Here is a 14,618-nt window from a genome sequence, read left to right as displayed (position 1 = left end):
CGAGTCGACGGCGCGGCGCGTCACTCGCGGCGCTCCCGACTCGCTCCAGTCCCGACGTGCGCCGCGTCCCCGAAGGCCTATACCGGTTACCCGCCACTGTCCGAGCGATGTCTTCCGAGGATCCGACCGTCCCGATCGTGTGTACCGACTGCGAGACGGAGACGCGGGTCCCGCTCTCGGACGTGGCGGACGCGCTCTCCCGGCACAACGAGGGGAAACACGGCGGCGAGGAGGTGGCCGAGGTCGATCCGGGCCTCAAAGATCGGTTGGCCGACCTCGTCGCCGACGACCTCGACCTGTTCGAGGAGGAGTAGAGAACGCGGGGACTCCGGTTAGCTCTCGCCTCTCAGTCGTCGTTCGCCAGCGCACCCTCCGGGTGGCCCTTGTGCTGGAGGTTCCGGTTGTCACGCTTCTCGACGCTCGTCGCGGGGATCACGTCGTCGACCTCCGACCGTGGCCGTCCCGTGTAGCCGTGGTCCGGATTCTGCTCACAGTGGGCCATCGCGTCGTGGGCACCTTCCCACGGTCCGGCGTCACACCCCTCCGCCGTACAGACGAAGACTATCTCTGCTGACATTCTGTTCGGCCCTTCCCGATAGGGATATAAAAATACCTCACCCGAAATATCAGCGGTGATACTCTCGGCTGGGCCCGAGCGACCGTTCCCGGCAACCGACGTCGGTTCCTCGCGACCGACGTCACTTCCCCGGGATCGAGATCACTCCGTCGCGACCGTGGCGAGGAACCGCCGGACCCGATCACAGGTGTCCTCCCAGGTGGGATGCTCCCGGAAGGTCTCGCGTGCCCCCTCGCTCAGTCGGCGGAGGTGGTCGCGGTCGCGCGCCAGCGGCCCGATCGCGTCCGCGACGGCCTCGGCGTCGCCCGGCGACACGAGCGCCCCGTTGTGGTCGCCCACGAAGTCGCTCGCCCCCCCGTTCGCCGAGGCGATCGCCGGCAGCCCGAACGCCATTCCCTCGAGGTAGACGATCCCGAACGGCTCGTATCGGGACGGCACCGCGAGGACGTGCGCCGAGCGCAACTCCTCCCGGAGGGCGTCGTCGTCGACGCGGCCGGCGAACGCGACCCGATCGGCGATCTCGAGGCGGTCGGCGAGCGCCCGCAGCGACGCGACGTGATCGGGCGCGACGCCGGTGTCGCCCACGACGCGGAGCCGCCAGTCGATCCCCTCCTCGAGGAGCGACAGTCCCCGGATCAGGGTCGGAATCCCCTTCCGCGGGGTGACGTTGCCGACGGCGACCACCCGGAACGGGTTCCGGGTCAGCCGATCGCCCGAGAGCGCCGGAGCCGTTCCGAGCCGGTCGCCGGCGGGGGGTGCGACGACGCTGGAAGACGATTTCCACCCGGGGCGGGTCTCGTCGACCCCGCACAGCTCGGCGACCGCGTCCCGCGTCGGACGGCTGTTGAAGACGTACGCGTCCGCGGTCCGGAGGTAGTCCCGTTCGATCGCCCGGACCGCCCGGTCACCGACGCCGTCGCCGACGACCGCGGACCGGAGGTAGTGGACCAACGCGACCACGGGCGTCCCGATCCGGCGGTTCGCGAGGAACAGCGACGGGCCGCAGTAGGCGTCCTCGACGACGACGTCGAACCGCTCGAGCCGGTCGACGAGCCCGGGAACGAGGTTCGTGAGAAGCGACCGACGATACGACCGCTCCGGAAGCGAGACGACCTCGACCGTCCAGCCGTGGTCCGCGAGGTGATCGGCGAGCCGTCTGTCGTAGAGGAACCCGCCGGAGCGAACATCGAGATCCCCGTAGACGACGATCCCGACGTGGAGGTCGGTTCCGCTCTCGCCCTCGCCGGATCCGTCGGAAGCGGGGTCGCCGCCCCGACCGACCATCTCAGTCGCTCGCGGCGGGCGCGCCGAACAGTTCGACCGCGGTCCCGGCGTGGCGGCAGTCCTCCAGGGCGTGTTTGGCGGCAAACCCCGCCTCGTGGGCGGAGGCCCCGTGCCCGACCCCGACCTGCAGTTCCACGTCGACGTCGGCGACGACGTGGTCGACCGCTTCCGAGAACGCGGACTCGGGCATGTCCGGGCAGACGGCGATCACGTTGTCGCCGCCGACGAAGAAGGAGAGCGCGCCGTGCTCCCGCCGGAGGTGTCGCATCAAGGACGCGTAGGCCCGCTCGATGTCGATGAACGTGTCGAACTCGTTGAGCCGGTCGGTGTACTTGCCGGTCACGTTCACCACGTCGAAGTGGGCGATCCGGACGTCTCCGGGGTTCGTCTCCGTCAGGTACTCGCCGGCGAGCACCTCGGTCCGGGCCTCGTCCTGCGCGCTCCCCTCCGTCTGCAGTCGCCCGTTGGCCGCCTCGAGGGCGTCGATCGGCCGATCGCTCACGGCGGTCCCGAGGCTGACGGTCACCGGGTAGCGGTTCCCGATCGATTCCTGGAGCGTGGCGAGCGCGTCGCCGTCGATTCCGTTCGTCACCGCGATCATGTTGTCGAATCGGGTGAAGAAGGCGTACCCGTCGCGGTGGCCGAGGAACTCGGCGATGTCGGCGAAGAGTCGGGACTGGAGGCTCTGGAGGTCCATCTCCCGACGGGGCTCCGGCGTCACCGTCCACGGCCCGTAGTTATCGATCTGGACGAGGGTCACCTGGGTCGTCGTCACAGTACCCGTCGATTCGGACCGGCGCCGCTTTACCCTTCCGTTATCCCGAAGCTGCGACCCATCCCGATGTTGGAACGTGCGGCGGCGGTCCTCGGAGAACGGAACGCGTCATCGAGCGGGCGCGTCGAGCGGCCGAGCGCAACCCATACGGCGACGGCGGCCCGAGGGAGGGCATGGACTTCTCCGGTGCCGTCCTCGACGTCGACGGGACGGTCGTGCGCGGCGACGACCCGATCCCCGGCGCGCCGTCGGGCTACCGCCGGCTTCGCGAGGCCGGCGTGGAGACGCTGTTCGTCTCGAACAACCCGACGAAGGCGCCGCCGGCGTACGTCGACCGCCTGGGTGCGGCGGGATACGACGTCACCGCCGCGGACGTGATCACCGCCGGGAGCGTGACCACGGCCTATCTCCGGGAACACCACTCCGACGACGACCTGCTCTGTCTCGGTGCGCCCGGCCTCCTCGAGCAGTTCGCCGACGTCGGGCTCTCGACGACCGATGACGTCGACGCCGCGGAGGCGCTCGTCGCCTCGATCGACCGATCGTTCGACTACGACGACCTGTGTACGGCGCTGTGGGCGCTCGAACGCGGGATACCGTTCATCGGGACGGACCCCGACGTCGTCATCCCCGCCGCCGAACGGGACGTTCCCGGGTCCGGCGCGGTGATCCGGGCGGTCGCGGCCGTGGCCGAGCGCGACCCCGACGTCGTCCTCGGGAAGCCCTCGGATCCCGCCATCGCGATGGTCCGCGAGCGACTCCCGTATCCGCCCGAGGAGTGCCTCGTCGTCGGCGACCGGCTCGACACCGACGTCGCGCTCGGTGCGCGCGCCGGAATGACCACGGTCCTCGTGCTGTCGGGCGTCACCGACGAGGCCGACCTCGCGGGGAGCGACCACGACCCCGACCACGTCATCGACCACCTCGGCGAGATCGACCGCGTGCTCGACTGACCGAACGGTACCGGACGTCGCCTCTCCGGCCGGACCCGGACGGATCCGGGTCGACCCCGCGCCCGGATCCGGACGTTCTTACCGGATCATTTATGTAGGAGTACGGTAACTACCGGAGTATGACAGCGGTTGACTCACACGACACGGCCGCGGACGACGACCCGGAGCCCGAGCCCGAGAGCACGATTCCGGTCATCGAGGGTCACGCGGTCCAGTTCAACGAGTACCGGTACTGAGCCGGACGGGTCCGTTTCTTCCCCTTCCCTCTTCCCCCTTCCCCCGTCCGTCGTCCGTTCCCTTCCGTTCTCCCGTCCACCCCTTCTCCTCGCGGTACCGTCGCGTTCGTCCGTTTGGCGTCTCCGCCTTCCCTCGCTCCATCGGTCGGGTCACCGCCCCGTTGTCGGGAGGGTTAAGTGGTCGTCGGGGATACTCGTGGACGTGTATCGGAGGGTCAGACGCGCGAGCGTGTTCGCCGCGGTGGCCGCGCTCGCGGCGTTCACGCCGGCGCTCGGCTACGCTGCCCCCGTTCCCTTCCTGGTCGCCGCCGGGGTGTTCCTCCTCGGGATCCGCGACGGGGAGTGGTTCGAAGTCCTCGCGCTCCCGGGCGACAGGGAGGAGGACCGCCTCTACGGCGTCGGTGCGTTCGCGCTCGCGCTCGCGGGACTCGCGGCGGTCGCCACCGTCCCCCCCGTTCCGCTGCCCGCCGGCGCGTTCGTGGCGGCCGCGCTCGCCGTCGGCGGCGGACGGCTCGGGCGCGAACTCGTCCGTACCCGCTCCGAGGACGAGTTCCGGCTCGTCGCCGCCTACCTCGTCGCCGGCGGCGTCGCCGCGGTCGCCGGTCAGGTCGCCTCCGGCGCGATCGCGATCCTCCTCGGGGGCGGTTCGCCCGCTTCGCCCGACGCGAGCACTGCCGCCGGCGCGTCGGTCCCCGGCTTCCTCCCCGCCGGCGGGTTCGACGCGCTCGTCGGTTCGCTTCCCGCGTTCGCGTTCCTCGGAGCCGTCGCGGTCCTGACCGCGGCGCTCGTCCGATCGCTCGTGTACGCGCGGGACGCGCACATCACGGTCGTCATCGTCGCGCTGGTCGCGTGGGGGTTCACGGCGCTCGACCCGACCGTGACCGCCGTCGGCGTCGTCGCGGCGCTCGCCGTGACGGCCGGGCTCGGGTACGTCTCGTACGCGCTCGGGGCCGCCTCGGTGCCGGGAATGCTCACCGGCGTGTTGCTCTCGCTTCTCACCGTCGTGCTCGGCGGCGTGGCCTGGTTCCTCACGCTGATGGCGTTCTACGCGGTCGGCGGTCTCGCCTCGAAGTACCGCTTCGACGAGAAGGCCGACCGCGGCGTCGCCCAGGAGAACCAGGGCGCACGCGGGACGGGCAACGTCCTCGCCAACTCCGCGGTCGCGCTCGTCGCGCTCCTCGGGTACGCCGCGGCCCCCCACGTCGGCGTGCCCGAGTCCGTCTTCCGGCTCGCGTTCGCCGGCGCGGTCGCCACCGCGATGGCGGACACGCTCTCCTCGGAGATCGGCGGGCTCTTCGACGCCCCCCGGTTGATCACGACGCTCCGACCGGTCGAGCCCGGAACCGACGGGGCCGTCACCTGGCAGGGCGAGGTCGCCGGGCTCGCCGGAGCCGCGCTCGTCGCCCTCCTCGCCGCGCCCCCGTTGCCGGTCGGCGACCCGGTCGTCGCCGGCGGTCCTCTCCTTGGAGGCGGAGTCATCGTTCTCGCCGGCGTGGGCGGAATGACCGTCGACAGCGTTCTCGGCGCGCTGATCGAGGGGGAGCGAGTGGGCAACCAGACCGTGAACTTCCTCGCGACCCTCTCCGGCGCGGCCCTCGCGGTCGGCGTCGGCGTCGTAGTCGGGTGATCTCGATGGCCGACTTCCGGGACGTCTCTGATCCGCGCGTCCGCCCGATCGCTCCCGCCGACGCCGACCGGGTTCGAACCCTCCAGACGCACCTTCGGCGGCCGAGCCCGGAGCTGCTGGAGTACGGGGTCGCGGTCGGGGCGGGGTTCGTGAGCGTCGCGGAGACGGCTTCGGACGACGCCCCCGTCGTCGGCTACGCGCTCCCGGTGGACGCGTCGACCCGCCCCGGCTGTCACCTCGCCGAACTCGTCGTCGCCCCCGACTTCCGCCGGCAGGGCCGTGCCCGCGGACTCCTCGCGGCGATCGTCGACGACGCGGACGGGGCGGTAACCCTCCAGGCACACCCCGACAACGACGCCGCGCTCGCCCTCTACGAGGCGTGCGGGTTCGCCGTCGTCGACCGGCGGCCGGACGCGTACGTCGACGGCGACGCGCTCGTGTTGTGCCGGGAGTAGGTCCGGCGTCGCGGCCGGAGCGGATGGACGCGAGAACAGACAAAAGGCCTATTCGAGGGGCCCGCCTCCGGCGAGGTATGAGCGAGGCCGACGCGGACGCCGACGTGACGGTGGATTTCGGCGAGGACGGACTGGTCCCCGCGATCGCACAGGACGCCGAGGATGGCGAGGTGTTGATGCTCGCGTACGTCTCGCCGGAGGCGCTCGAGCGGACCCGCGAGACGGGCGAGGCGCACTACTACTCCCGGTCCCGCGAGGAGCTGTGGCACAAGGGCGGCTCCTCGGGACACACCCAGGCCGTCGAGGAGATCCGCGTCGACTGCGACGCCGACACCCTGTTGTACCTCGTCGACCAGTCGGTCGGCGCGTGCCACACCGGCCACCGGTCGTGTTTCCACCGCACGATCGACGGCGAGCACGTCGGCGAGGAGGTCTTCGACCCCGACGAGGTGTACTGATGGCGGGGCTGGACGGCGCCGGTTCGGGCGACGCCGTCGGCGACGACCCCGACGATCCCGGCGACTCCGACGACCCGGTCCGCTCCGCCGGCGAGCCGGCCGCGGAGCTTCGCGAGCGATACGACGAGCTCGCCCGGCTCGAATCGCGGATCGCGGATCTGGGGCGCGAGCGGGTCGAGGCCGCCGCCGACGCCTATCGCCGGGCACACCGCGTGCTCGACCAGTACGAGGAGGACGCCGTCGGCACCGGGGACTTCGGCTCCTACGTCCAGTTCGAGGGGGCGTTCGCGAACGCGGTCGACGTCGACGACGACACCCCCGCGGCGGACGCGTTCGCCGCCGCCGACGAGGCCGTCGACAAGCGCCGGCTCTCCGAGTCGGACTTCGCCGCGACCCGCGAGGCGCTCGAGCCCGCCGGCGACTACGTCGACCTGCTGTCCGACCGCGACGACGCCGTCGACGCGTACCGGCGCGCACGGAAGGCCGCCACCGACGCCCGCGGCGCGCTCGCGGACCGGCTCGAGGAACTCCGAGAGGTCGCCGACATGGCTGACGCCGACCTCGACGCGGACGTCTCCCGACTCCGCGAGCCGATCGAGGGATACGACGACGCGGTCCGCGAGGCGTTCCGCGAGTTCTACCGGTCGGCGTCGGCCCGGGACGTCCTGGACTTCCTCGAGCGCGCGGACGCGACCCCCTTCGTCGACGCCGACCTCCCGCCGGCGGACCTCCGCGAGTACGTCGACGACCACCCCGCCGGCGAGGAGTCGATCCCGACCCTGCTCGAGTACGCCGACTACTCCAACTCGAAGCTCGAACACTACGTCGAGGACGTGGGAGCGCTCCGGACGGCGGTGGCCGTCCACCGGACGTTCCTCGACCGGATCGACGCGGAGCCGCTGACGCTCGCGTGGCCGCCCACCCCCGGCGACGAGCTGGCCTACGAGATCGACGAGCTGATCCCGCTCGCCTCGCGGATCGCCGACGACGGGACGGTCGCGGACCTCCGGTCGATCCGCGATCTCGCCCGCTCGGCGGAGTACGAGCGGCTCCGACGCGCCGCGGTCGTCCGGGACGCCCTCGGCGACGACGAGCTGGCCCTGCTCGAACGCGGCGAGATCGACGAGCGGGTCGCCGAGGCGGAGCGGACGCTCACGCTCGTCGACGACGTGCTCGCCGAGACGGAACGGGAGTAGCGTCGCTCCGCAGCGGTCCGGCACCGACGACCTCGGCGACCGCCGTAGTTTAAGTCTCGAGGGCGACGAGACGACGGCATGACCCGATTCGACGCCGCGACGGAGTCCGAGCGGCTGGCGCTTTACGCGGACGCGGCGGCGGCCCACCGCGCCCGCTCGAGCGACGTGATGACCGTCGACGTCGACCCCGACAGCGACGTCACGGACGGCGGGGAGGTCCCGCCGTGGATCCAGCTCGCCGGCACCGAGGTCGTGATGGACTGTACCGACGAGGAGCTCGACCGCCTGAAGGAGCTGCTCGGGGAGTTCCCCGAGTTCCGGATCGACGAGCTCGTGGCTCCGGAGGAGGCCGAGGGGACGAACGCGGTGATCACCGCCCGGTCGGACGCCAACCGCGTCGCGGGCTTCATCGAACGCGCCTTCCGGGAGGTGTACGGGCTCGATCCGACGTACAAGGCGTGGGTGACCGCCGTCTAACCGTAGTCACCGCCGTCTAGCCCGTCTCCGCGTCCGGCGGTTCCCTCACCCCCTCTCGCCGTTCGGCGGATCAATAGCTTGAAATCCGACGTAGCCCCATCGGTACGCATGGCGCTCGAAAAGGACGTGGACTGTCCGGCCTGCGGCGAGACGCACGCGTTCTACCGGACCGCGGCGACGACCCTCCACCTCGGGGAGAAGACGAAGTGGCGGTGTCCGGAGTGTGGCTTCGGCTACGTGGAGATAAACGGCATCAACACGCTTCCCGCCTGAACCGTCGATTCTCGTTCGATCCCGTCTACGCTTCTCACCCGACCAGTCCGATGAGCACGTAGAGCGACGCGACCGATGCGACGGTCGTCACGAACACGTTCCGGGAGGCGAACGCCTCGTCGCCGCCGAGTTCGGTCGCGAACACGTACGTCGAGACCGCCGTGGGCGTCCCGAGCATGACGACTCCGGCCGTGATCGTCGCGGCGTCGACGCCGAACGCCGAGAGCGTCGCCCACGCGATGGCCGGGGCACAGCCGAGTTTGAGCGCGAGGACCCACCCGGTCGCGCCGGGGTCGGCCACCGGGAGGTCGACGCGGAGCGACGCCCCGACACAGAGCAGCGCCAACGGGAGCACGAGCGACCCCAGGCGGTCGAGTCCGGACGCGACCGCGACGGGTACGGGGGCACCCACGGCACCGATCAGGATCCCGGCGACCAACGCGATCAGGACGGGGTTCCGCGCGAGGGTGCTCGCCTCCCGGACGACGCTCGTGTCGGTGCCGTTGACGACGCTCAACACGGCGACCGTGAGCGGCACCTGAACCAGGAGCGCCACGCCGAGGACCACGCTCGCGAGCGCGGTCACGTCGGGCTCGAACGTCGCGGCGACGAGCGGCAGGCCGAGGTAGCCGAGGTTCGAGTGGTACGACTGGACGACCGCGACGCTTCGACGCGCGGCCGGGCGGTTCCGGTGGAGGACCCACGCGATCCCCGCCGTGGCCAGCAGGGCGACGAGGACCGCGACGACGAGCGCGCCCGAGAGGAGGGCCGCGATCGATCGGTCGTACGTCGCGACGAAGACGAGGGAGGGTAACGCGACGTAGTAGGTGGCGGCGTTGAGCCGGCCGGTCCGGGACGAATCGAGAACGCCGACGCTCCGGAGGCCCGTGCCGACGAGCAGCACCGCGAGCATCCCGAGGAGACGAAAGAGGACCTCCATGGGACCTGAAACCCCCCGGAGGTGTTCACCGTTCGGGTCGACGACCGCGATGGGGACGGCTTCGACCGATCCCTACAGGTTCGCGTTGCCCGCGCCGCCGTCGAGGACGACCGACTGGCCGTTGATGTAGCCGGCCTTCGGCGAGGAGAGGAACGCGACGGTGTTACCGAGCTCCATCGGGTCGCCGATGCGCTCGACCGGGATCCCCTCGCCCCAGGCGGCGAGGCCCTCCTCGTAGGTGTCGTACTCGCCGCGCTCGACGGCCTGGGTCACGAGGTCCTCGATCCGGCTCGTCTCGTGCGGACCGGGAAGGACGGCGTTCGCGCGCACGTCGGGAGCGAGCTCCTTCGAGAGCGTCTTCTCCAGTCCGATCACGCTCATGCGGACCGAGTTCGAGAGCACGAGCCCGTCGATCGCCTCCTTGACCGACCGGGAGGTGACGTTGACGATGGTGCCGCCGTCGCCCTCCTGGAGCGGATCGGCCGCCTCGCGGCAGAGCCGGACGACGCTCATCACGAGCAGGTCGTACGCGTGATACCAGTCCTCCTCGTCGGTCTCCAGGAACGGACCCGACGGCGGGCCGCCCGCGGAGGTGACGAGGTGGTCGAGCCGGCCGAACTCCTCGAGCGTCTCGTCGACGAGCCCGACCACGTCGTCCTCGTCCGTCAGATCGCCCTGGACGGGATGGACGCGCGCGTCGCCCGCCGCCTCCTCGCGCAGTTCCTCGGCGGCCGCTTCGAGTCGGTCCTCGTCGCGGCCGTTGATAACGACGTTGGCGCCCTCGCGGGCGAGCGCGGTCGCGGCCGCGTTTCCGAGGCCGTCGCTTGATGCCGTCGTCAGTGCTACGTTCCCGTCGATATCGAGATCCATACGTGAGTCCCTCTCACGCGAAGGGTTAATGATTACCGACTCGGCATTCGGGGCCGGGGACGGGGCCTTTATCAGGGTCGGCTCGGAGGTGCGCGTATGCGAGGGAATCATGGTCGGTGAGGCGCGCCATCCGTCGGGCGATACCGGGCCGCTGGACGGCGTCACGGTGCTCGACGCGTCCCGCGTGCTCGTGGGGCCGTTCTGTACGATGCAGCTCGGCGACCTTGGTGCGGACGTCATCAAGATCGAACGACCGGGCGTCGGCGACCAGACCCGAGGCTGGGGGCCGCCGTCGTTCGGCGAGGGCGAGGACGCCCAGAGCGCCTACTACACGAGCGTCAACCGGAACAAGCGCTCGGTCGTGTTGAACCTCGCGAGCGAGGGGGGCCGGGACGTCTTCCGCGATCTCGCCCGCGAGGCCGACATCGTCGTCGAGAACTTCCGGGTGGGAAAGACCGCCGAGTGGGGGCTCGATTACCCCGACCTCGTCGAGGAGAACCCCGAGCTGATCTACTGCGGGATCTCCGGGTACGGTGAGTGGGGACCGGACCGAGACGAGCCGGCCTACGACATCGTGATGCAGGCGCGCGGGGGGCTGATGTCGATCACGGGCGTCGACGGCGGGGCGCCGGTCCGGGTCGGCGTCGCGCTCGCGGACATCGGCGCGGGGATGTACGCGACGCAGGCCATCCTGGCCGCGCTGCTCGAACGCGAGCTCGGCGACGGGACGGGCCAGAAGATCGACGTGAGCCTGCTCGACGGACAGGCCGCCTGGATGAGCTACATGGCGACGAACTACTTCGCGAGCGGGGAGGTGCCGGGCCGGATGGGGAGCAAACACCCGAACATCGCGCCCTATCGGGCGTTCGAGACCGCGGACGACTACGTCGTCGTCGGCTGTTCGGCGGACTCCTTCTGGCCGGGACTGTGTGACGCGCTCGACCGGCCGGACCTCCTCGAGGACGAGCGGTTCGAGACCAACGAGAAGCGGGTGAAGAACCGCGAGGCGCTCGACGCGGACCTCGAGGCGGAGTTCGCGGGGATGTCGACGGAGGAGGCCGTTCGGACGCTCACCGAACACGACGTGCCCGCAAGCCACGTCCGCGACATGGCCGAGCTGTTCGACGACCCGCAACTCGAGGCGCGCGACATGCGCCAGCGGATCGACCATCCCGAAGTCGGCGAGGTCGAGGTACCGGGATCGCCGATGAAGTTCTCGCGGACGCCCACGACGGTCCGCCGGCATCCGCCGATGCTCGGCGAACACACCGAGGAGGTCCTCCACGAGTACGGCTATGCCGACGCCGACCTCGCCCGCCTGGCGGAGGCGGACGTGATCCCGGACCCGGTCGAGGAGTGAAGGTCCCGGACCAGATCGGGGAATGAAGGGGTCGAAGGCCGAGCGGGTCGAGGGCTGAACGGGATCGGGGACCGGGCGAGGGCGACGAACGTCCCCGACCGATGGAGGGAAGTCCCCCGGTGTGCGATCCCCGCGCATGGAAACCACCGTTGCCTTCGAGGGGCTCACGTGTGTCGACTGCGGGGAGACGTTCGACGCGGAGACGGCCACGCACCGCTGTCCGGACTGCGACGGGATCCTCGATCCGAGCTACGACCTCGACCGAGTCGACCTGACGCCGGCGGACCTCGAGACCCGTCCCGGCGAGTCGATGTGGCGCTACGAGGAGCTGTTGCCGTTCGCCCGCGAGGCCGCCGTGACGCTCGGCGAGGGCGGAACGCCGCTCGTCGAGTGTCCCGCGCTCGCGGACGCGATGGGCGTCGGCCGGGTGCTACTGAAGGACGAGGGCGCGAACCCCACGGGCACGTTCAAGGACCGCGGCCAGTCGCTCGCGATGACGGCCGCCCGCGAACACGGCGCGAGCGAGGTCGCGTTGAACAGCGCCGGCAACGCGGGCCAGGCGGCCGCGGCGTACGCGGCCCGCGCCGAGCTCGACGCGCACGTCTACCTCCCGTCGCGGGCGGGGTTCACCCAGAAGGCGATGACGGAGGTCCACGGCGCGGACCTGACCGTGACCGACCCCGTCGGCGGGAACTCGCAGATCGGCGACGCCGGGAAGGCGTACGCCGCGGCGATGGAGGAGCACCCCGAGTGGTACTCGACGAAGACGTTCGTCACGCCGTACCGACACGAGGGAAAGAAGACGATGGCGCTGGAGCTCTTAGAGCAACTCGACTGGGAGGCCCCCGACGCGGTCGTCTACCCGACCGGCGGCGGGGTCGGACTCGTCGGGATGCACAAGGCGGCCCGTGAGGCCCGCGAGCTCGGGTGGAGCGACGAGCTCGTTCCGATGTACGCGGCGCAGGCCGCCGGCTGTGCACCGGTCGTGGACGCCTACGAGGCGGGCGCGGACCGACACGAGCCGCTCGCGGACGACGAGGTCGACACCGCCTGTAACGGGATCGCGATCCCTGACCCCGGCGCGAGTCCGCTGATCCTGGAGGCGATCCGCGAGTCGGACGGCGGCGCGGTGGCGACGACCGACCGGGAGATCCTCGACGCCGCGATCACCGTCGCCCGCGAGGAGGGTCTCGAGATCGGCGCGACGTGTGCGGCCGCGGCCTCGGGTGCGTTCGCGCTCGCGGACGCTGGCGAGTTCGGCCCCGACGACACCGTCGTCCTCCTGAACACCGGCGCGGGCAACAAGGACGTCGACACCCTGCGGGCGCACGTCGGCGAGACGGAGGCCTGAATCGGGGGGCCACGGAGACGCGAATCGGGTCGCGAACCGGAACCACTAGGGCCCGCGCCGGCGACCGCCCCCACATGCAACTCGGCGTCATCGGACTCGGACGGATGGGGCGGATCGTCGTCGACCGGACCCTCGCGGCGGGCCACGACGTGGTCGCGTTCGACCTCTCGGCGGAGGCGACGGCGGCTGCCGCGGAGGCGGGCGCGGACCCCGCGGATTCGGTCGAGGACCTCTGCGGCCGGCTCGACGAGTCGGACGCGGCTGACGGGGAAGGGGACGGAAAGCGGATCTGGCTCATGGTTCCCGCGGGCGACGCGGTGGACGCCACGCTCGCGGACCTCGAGCCACACCTCGAACGCGAGGACGTGGTCGTCGACGGCGGCAACTCCCACTTCGAGGAGTCGGTCCGTCGCGCCGAGGGGACCGACGCCGCCTACCTCGACTGCGGGACCTCCGGCGGCCCCGCGAGCGCGGAGGAGGGGTTCTCCCTGATGGTCGGCGGCCCCCAGTGGGCCTACGAGGAACTGGTGCCCGTCTTCGACGCGGTCGCGACCGGCCCCGACGGCCACGACCGCATGGGCGAGTCGGGCGCGGGCCACTACGTGAAGATGGTCCACAACGGCGTGGAGTACGCGCTGATGCAGGCGTACGGCGAGGGGTTCGAGCTGCTCGCGGAGGGCCGGTACGACCTCGAGATGGAGTCGATCGCGCGCACCTGGAACAACGGCGCGGTGATCCGGTCGTGGCTGCTCGAACTCTGTGAGGAGGCGTTCCGCGAGGAGGGGAACGACCTGGGCGACGTGGCCGACCACGTCGCCGGCGGGTCGACCGGAACGTGGACCGTCGAGGAGGCGCTCGAACAGGAGGTCCCCGTCCCGCTCATCTACGACGCGCTCGCCGAGCGGTTCGACTCCCGCAACGAGGGCCGATTCTCGCGGCGGCTCGCCAACCGACTGCGCTACGGATTCGGTCGCCACGAGGTGAAACGACGAGCCGACGGGGAGTAGGTCCCGCGTCGGATCGAGCCGAAACGGGTCGGATCGAAGGGGGGAACGGAGCGAGATCTCCGGTTCACTCCCGGTCGAGGTACTCCTGTTGGACCGCGACGACCTCGCTCGAGTCCTCGCAGTCGGCGTACCGTCGAAGCGGTTCCTCGTTGAGTTCGAGGAACGTCTCGCCCCAGGTGAACTTCGCCATGACCCGTTCCGCGTGGTCCGGTTCGCCGAGGATCGCGAGTGCGGCCGCGAACGCCTCGACGGTGGTGAGCTTCATCGGCCGGCCGAAGTTCACGGGGTTGGCGGCGACGAGATACGGGAGCGCGCGGTGTTCGCCCGGCAGCGTGAACTGCTTCTCGCCGGCCGACTCCCACGAGCAGTCGAGCGCGACGAGCGCGTTCTCGCGGGCGATATCGGCGTCCGCGGGCGAGAGCGCGCGCTCGGCGTGTGGGTTGAGGACGACGCCGTACGGGGTGGCCCGATCCGACCGGTGGAGTTCCGCGAGGTCGAACCGGGCGAGCTTCCGGGCCGTACACTTGTCGGGGTCGTCGTCGCCCTCGTACCGGACGTGGAGGTCCACGATACCAGATGGGCGGTGTCGTTGATAAGGCGTACGGAGCGGTCGACTACGGATCGGGGTGCGAGGATCGGAACGCCGAACCGACGGCGAACGTCGGCGAAGCCCCAGCCGCTCGATGATACGCGGTTCCCGACTTGGACGTGACTGCCGAAGCCCCAGCCGCCCCGCACAGCACCGCACCTCACGCCTCCCCAGCCTCGGGGGGGGGGGG

General features: G+C 71.0%; 17 protein-coding genes. 11 read left to right on the top strand and 6 right to left on the bottom strand.

Features of this window, described 5'->3' with window-relative positions; genetic code table 11:
- Positions 1-107: 107 nt before the first annotated feature.
- Positions 108-314, top strand: coding sequence for a hypothetical protein (locus OKW78_RS06225; protein ID WP_281194344.1), 207 nt, complete (start codon positions 108-110; stop codon positions 312-314).
- A gap of 32 nt (positions 315-346) precedes the next feature.
- Here the strand turns inward: OKW78_RS06225 and OKW78_RS06220 are convergent, their stop codons facing one another.
- The 3 genes from OKW78_RS06220 to OKW78_RS06210 all read right to left on the bottom strand — a co-directional run bounded on the left by OKW78_RS06220 (position 347) and on the right by OKW78_RS06210 (position 2,636).
- Positions 347-577 carry a hypothetical protein gene (locus OKW78_RS06220; RefSeq protein ID WP_281194343.1) on the bottom strand — a complete coding sequence of 77 codons (231 nt, stop codon included), beginning with the start codon at positions 575-577 and terminating at the stop codon, positions 347-349.
- Positions 578-718: 141 nt separating this feature from the next.
- The gene (locus OKW78_RS06215) at positions 719-1,861 is read right to left on the bottom strand and encodes a glycosyltransferase family 4 protein (protein ID WP_281194342.1); all 1,143 of its coding nucleotides are present in this window, start codon (positions 1,859-1,861) and stop codon (positions 719-721) included.
- 1 nt (position 1,862) lies between these two features.
- Complete coding sequence (locus OKW78_RS06210) at positions 1,863-2,636, bottom strand: GTP cyclohydrolase III (RefSeq protein ID WP_281194341.1); 774 nt, start codon at positions 2,634-2,636, stop codon at positions 1,863-1,865.
- A 173-nt stretch (positions 2,637-2,809) separates the two neighbouring features.
- Between OKW78_RS06210 and OKW78_RS06205 the strand changes: the two genes are divergently transcribed.
- From OKW78_RS06205 to OKW78_RS06175, 7 genes are all read left to right on the top strand, one after another.
- A complete protein-coding gene (locus OKW78_RS06205) occupies positions 2,810-3,589 on the top strand; it encodes an HAD-IIA family hydrolase (RefSeq protein ID WP_281194340.1) in 780 nt (259 codons plus the stop codon).
- Positions 3,590-4,027: 438 nt separating this feature from the next.
- Positions 4,028-5,452: a DUF92 domain-containing protein gene (locus tag OKW78_RS06200; RefSeq protein WP_281194339.1), complete on the top strand. Its 1,425-nt coding sequence runs from the start codon at positions 4,028-4,030 to the stop codon at positions 5,450-5,452.
- Between the two features lie 5 nt (positions 5,453-5,457).
- The gene (locus OKW78_RS06195) at positions 5,458-5,907 is read left to right on the top strand and encodes an N-acetyltransferase (protein ID WP_281194338.1); all 450 of its coding nucleotides are present in this window, start codon (positions 5,458-5,460) and stop codon (positions 5,905-5,907) included.
- 77 nt (positions 5,908-5,984) lie between these two features.
- A complete protein-coding gene (gene hisI, locus OKW78_RS06190; protein WP_281194337.1) occupies positions 5,985-6,365 on the top strand; it encodes a phosphoribosyl-AMP cyclohydrolase in 381 nt (126 codons plus the stop codon).
- Positions 6,365-7,561 carry a hypothetical protein gene (locus OKW78_RS06185; RefSeq protein ID WP_281194336.1) on the top strand — a complete coding sequence of 399 codons (1,197 nt, stop codon included), beginning with the start codon at positions 6,365-6,367 and terminating at the stop codon, positions 7,559-7,561. The genes hisI and OKW78_RS06185 overlap by 1 nt, the downstream gene beginning before the upstream one ends.
- A 78-nt stretch (positions 7,562-7,639) precedes the next feature.
- Complete coding sequence (locus OKW78_RS06180) at positions 7,640-8,038, top strand: hypothetical protein (protein ID WP_281194335.1); 399 nt, start codon at positions 7,640-7,642, stop codon at positions 8,036-8,038.
- Positions 8,039-8,146: 108 nt separating this feature from the next.
- The gene (locus OKW78_RS06175) at positions 8,147-8,311 is read left to right on the top strand and encodes a hypothetical protein (RefSeq protein ID WP_203227815.1); all 165 of its coding nucleotides are present in this window, start codon (positions 8,147-8,149) and stop codon (positions 8,309-8,311) included.
- 34 nt (positions 8,312-8,345) lie between these two features.
- On the opposite strand, the gene OKW78_RS06170 is transcribed toward OKW78_RS06175, so the two are convergent.
- Entirely contained in the window at positions 8,346-9,251 is a 906-nt protein-coding gene (locus OKW78_RS06170; protein ID WP_281194334.1) for an AEC family transporter, read from the bottom strand.
- A gap of 72 nt (positions 9,252-9,323) precedes the next feature.
- Positions 9,324-10,121, bottom strand: coding sequence for an SDR family oxidoreductase (locus tag OKW78_RS06165; protein WP_122104461.1), 798 nt, complete (start codon positions 10,119-10,121; stop codon positions 9,324-9,326).
- 109 nt (positions 10,122-10,230) lie between these two features.
- Here OKW78_RS06165 and OKW78_RS06160 point away from each other — a divergent pair, with 109 nt between their 5' ends.
- The 3 genes from OKW78_RS06160 (at position 10,231) to OKW78_RS06150 (ending at position 13,839) form a co-directional block, all read left to right on the top strand.
- On the top strand, positions 10,231-11,481 hold the full coding sequence (locus OKW78_RS06160; RefSeq protein WP_281194333.1) for a CaiB/BaiF CoA-transferase family protein: 1,251 nt from the start codon (positions 10,231-10,233) through the stop codon (positions 11,479-11,481).
- Between the two features lie 136 nt (positions 11,482-11,617).
- Positions 11,618-12,832 carry a threonine synthase gene (locus tag OKW78_RS06155; protein WP_281194332.1) on the top strand — a complete coding sequence of 405 codons (1,215 nt, stop codon included), beginning with the start codon at positions 11,618-11,620 and terminating at the stop codon, positions 12,830-12,832.
- 74 nt (positions 12,833-12,906) lie between these two features.
- Positions 12,907-13,839 carry a decarboxylating 6-phosphogluconate dehydrogenase gene (locus OKW78_RS06150; RefSeq protein ID WP_281194331.1) on the top strand — a complete coding sequence of 311 codons (933 nt, stop codon included), beginning with the start codon at positions 12,907-12,909 and terminating at the stop codon, positions 13,837-13,839.
- 64 nt (positions 13,840-13,903) lie between these two features.
- On the opposite strand, the gene OKW78_RS06145 is transcribed toward OKW78_RS06150, so the two are convergent.
- Positions 13,904-14,407 carry a DUF367 family protein gene (locus OKW78_RS06145; RefSeq protein ID WP_281194330.1) on the bottom strand — a complete coding sequence of 168 codons (504 nt, stop codon included), beginning with the start codon at positions 14,405-14,407 and terminating at the stop codon, positions 13,904-13,906.
- Positions 14,408-14,618 lie beyond the last annotated feature (211 nt).

Source organism: Halorubrum sp. F4 (assembly GCF_027257195.1).
Classification (GTDB): domain Archaea; phylum Halobacteriota; class Halobacteria; order Halobacteriales; family Haloferacaceae; genus Halorubrum.
This window is presented reverse-complemented; position numbering and strand designations above follow the sequence as displayed.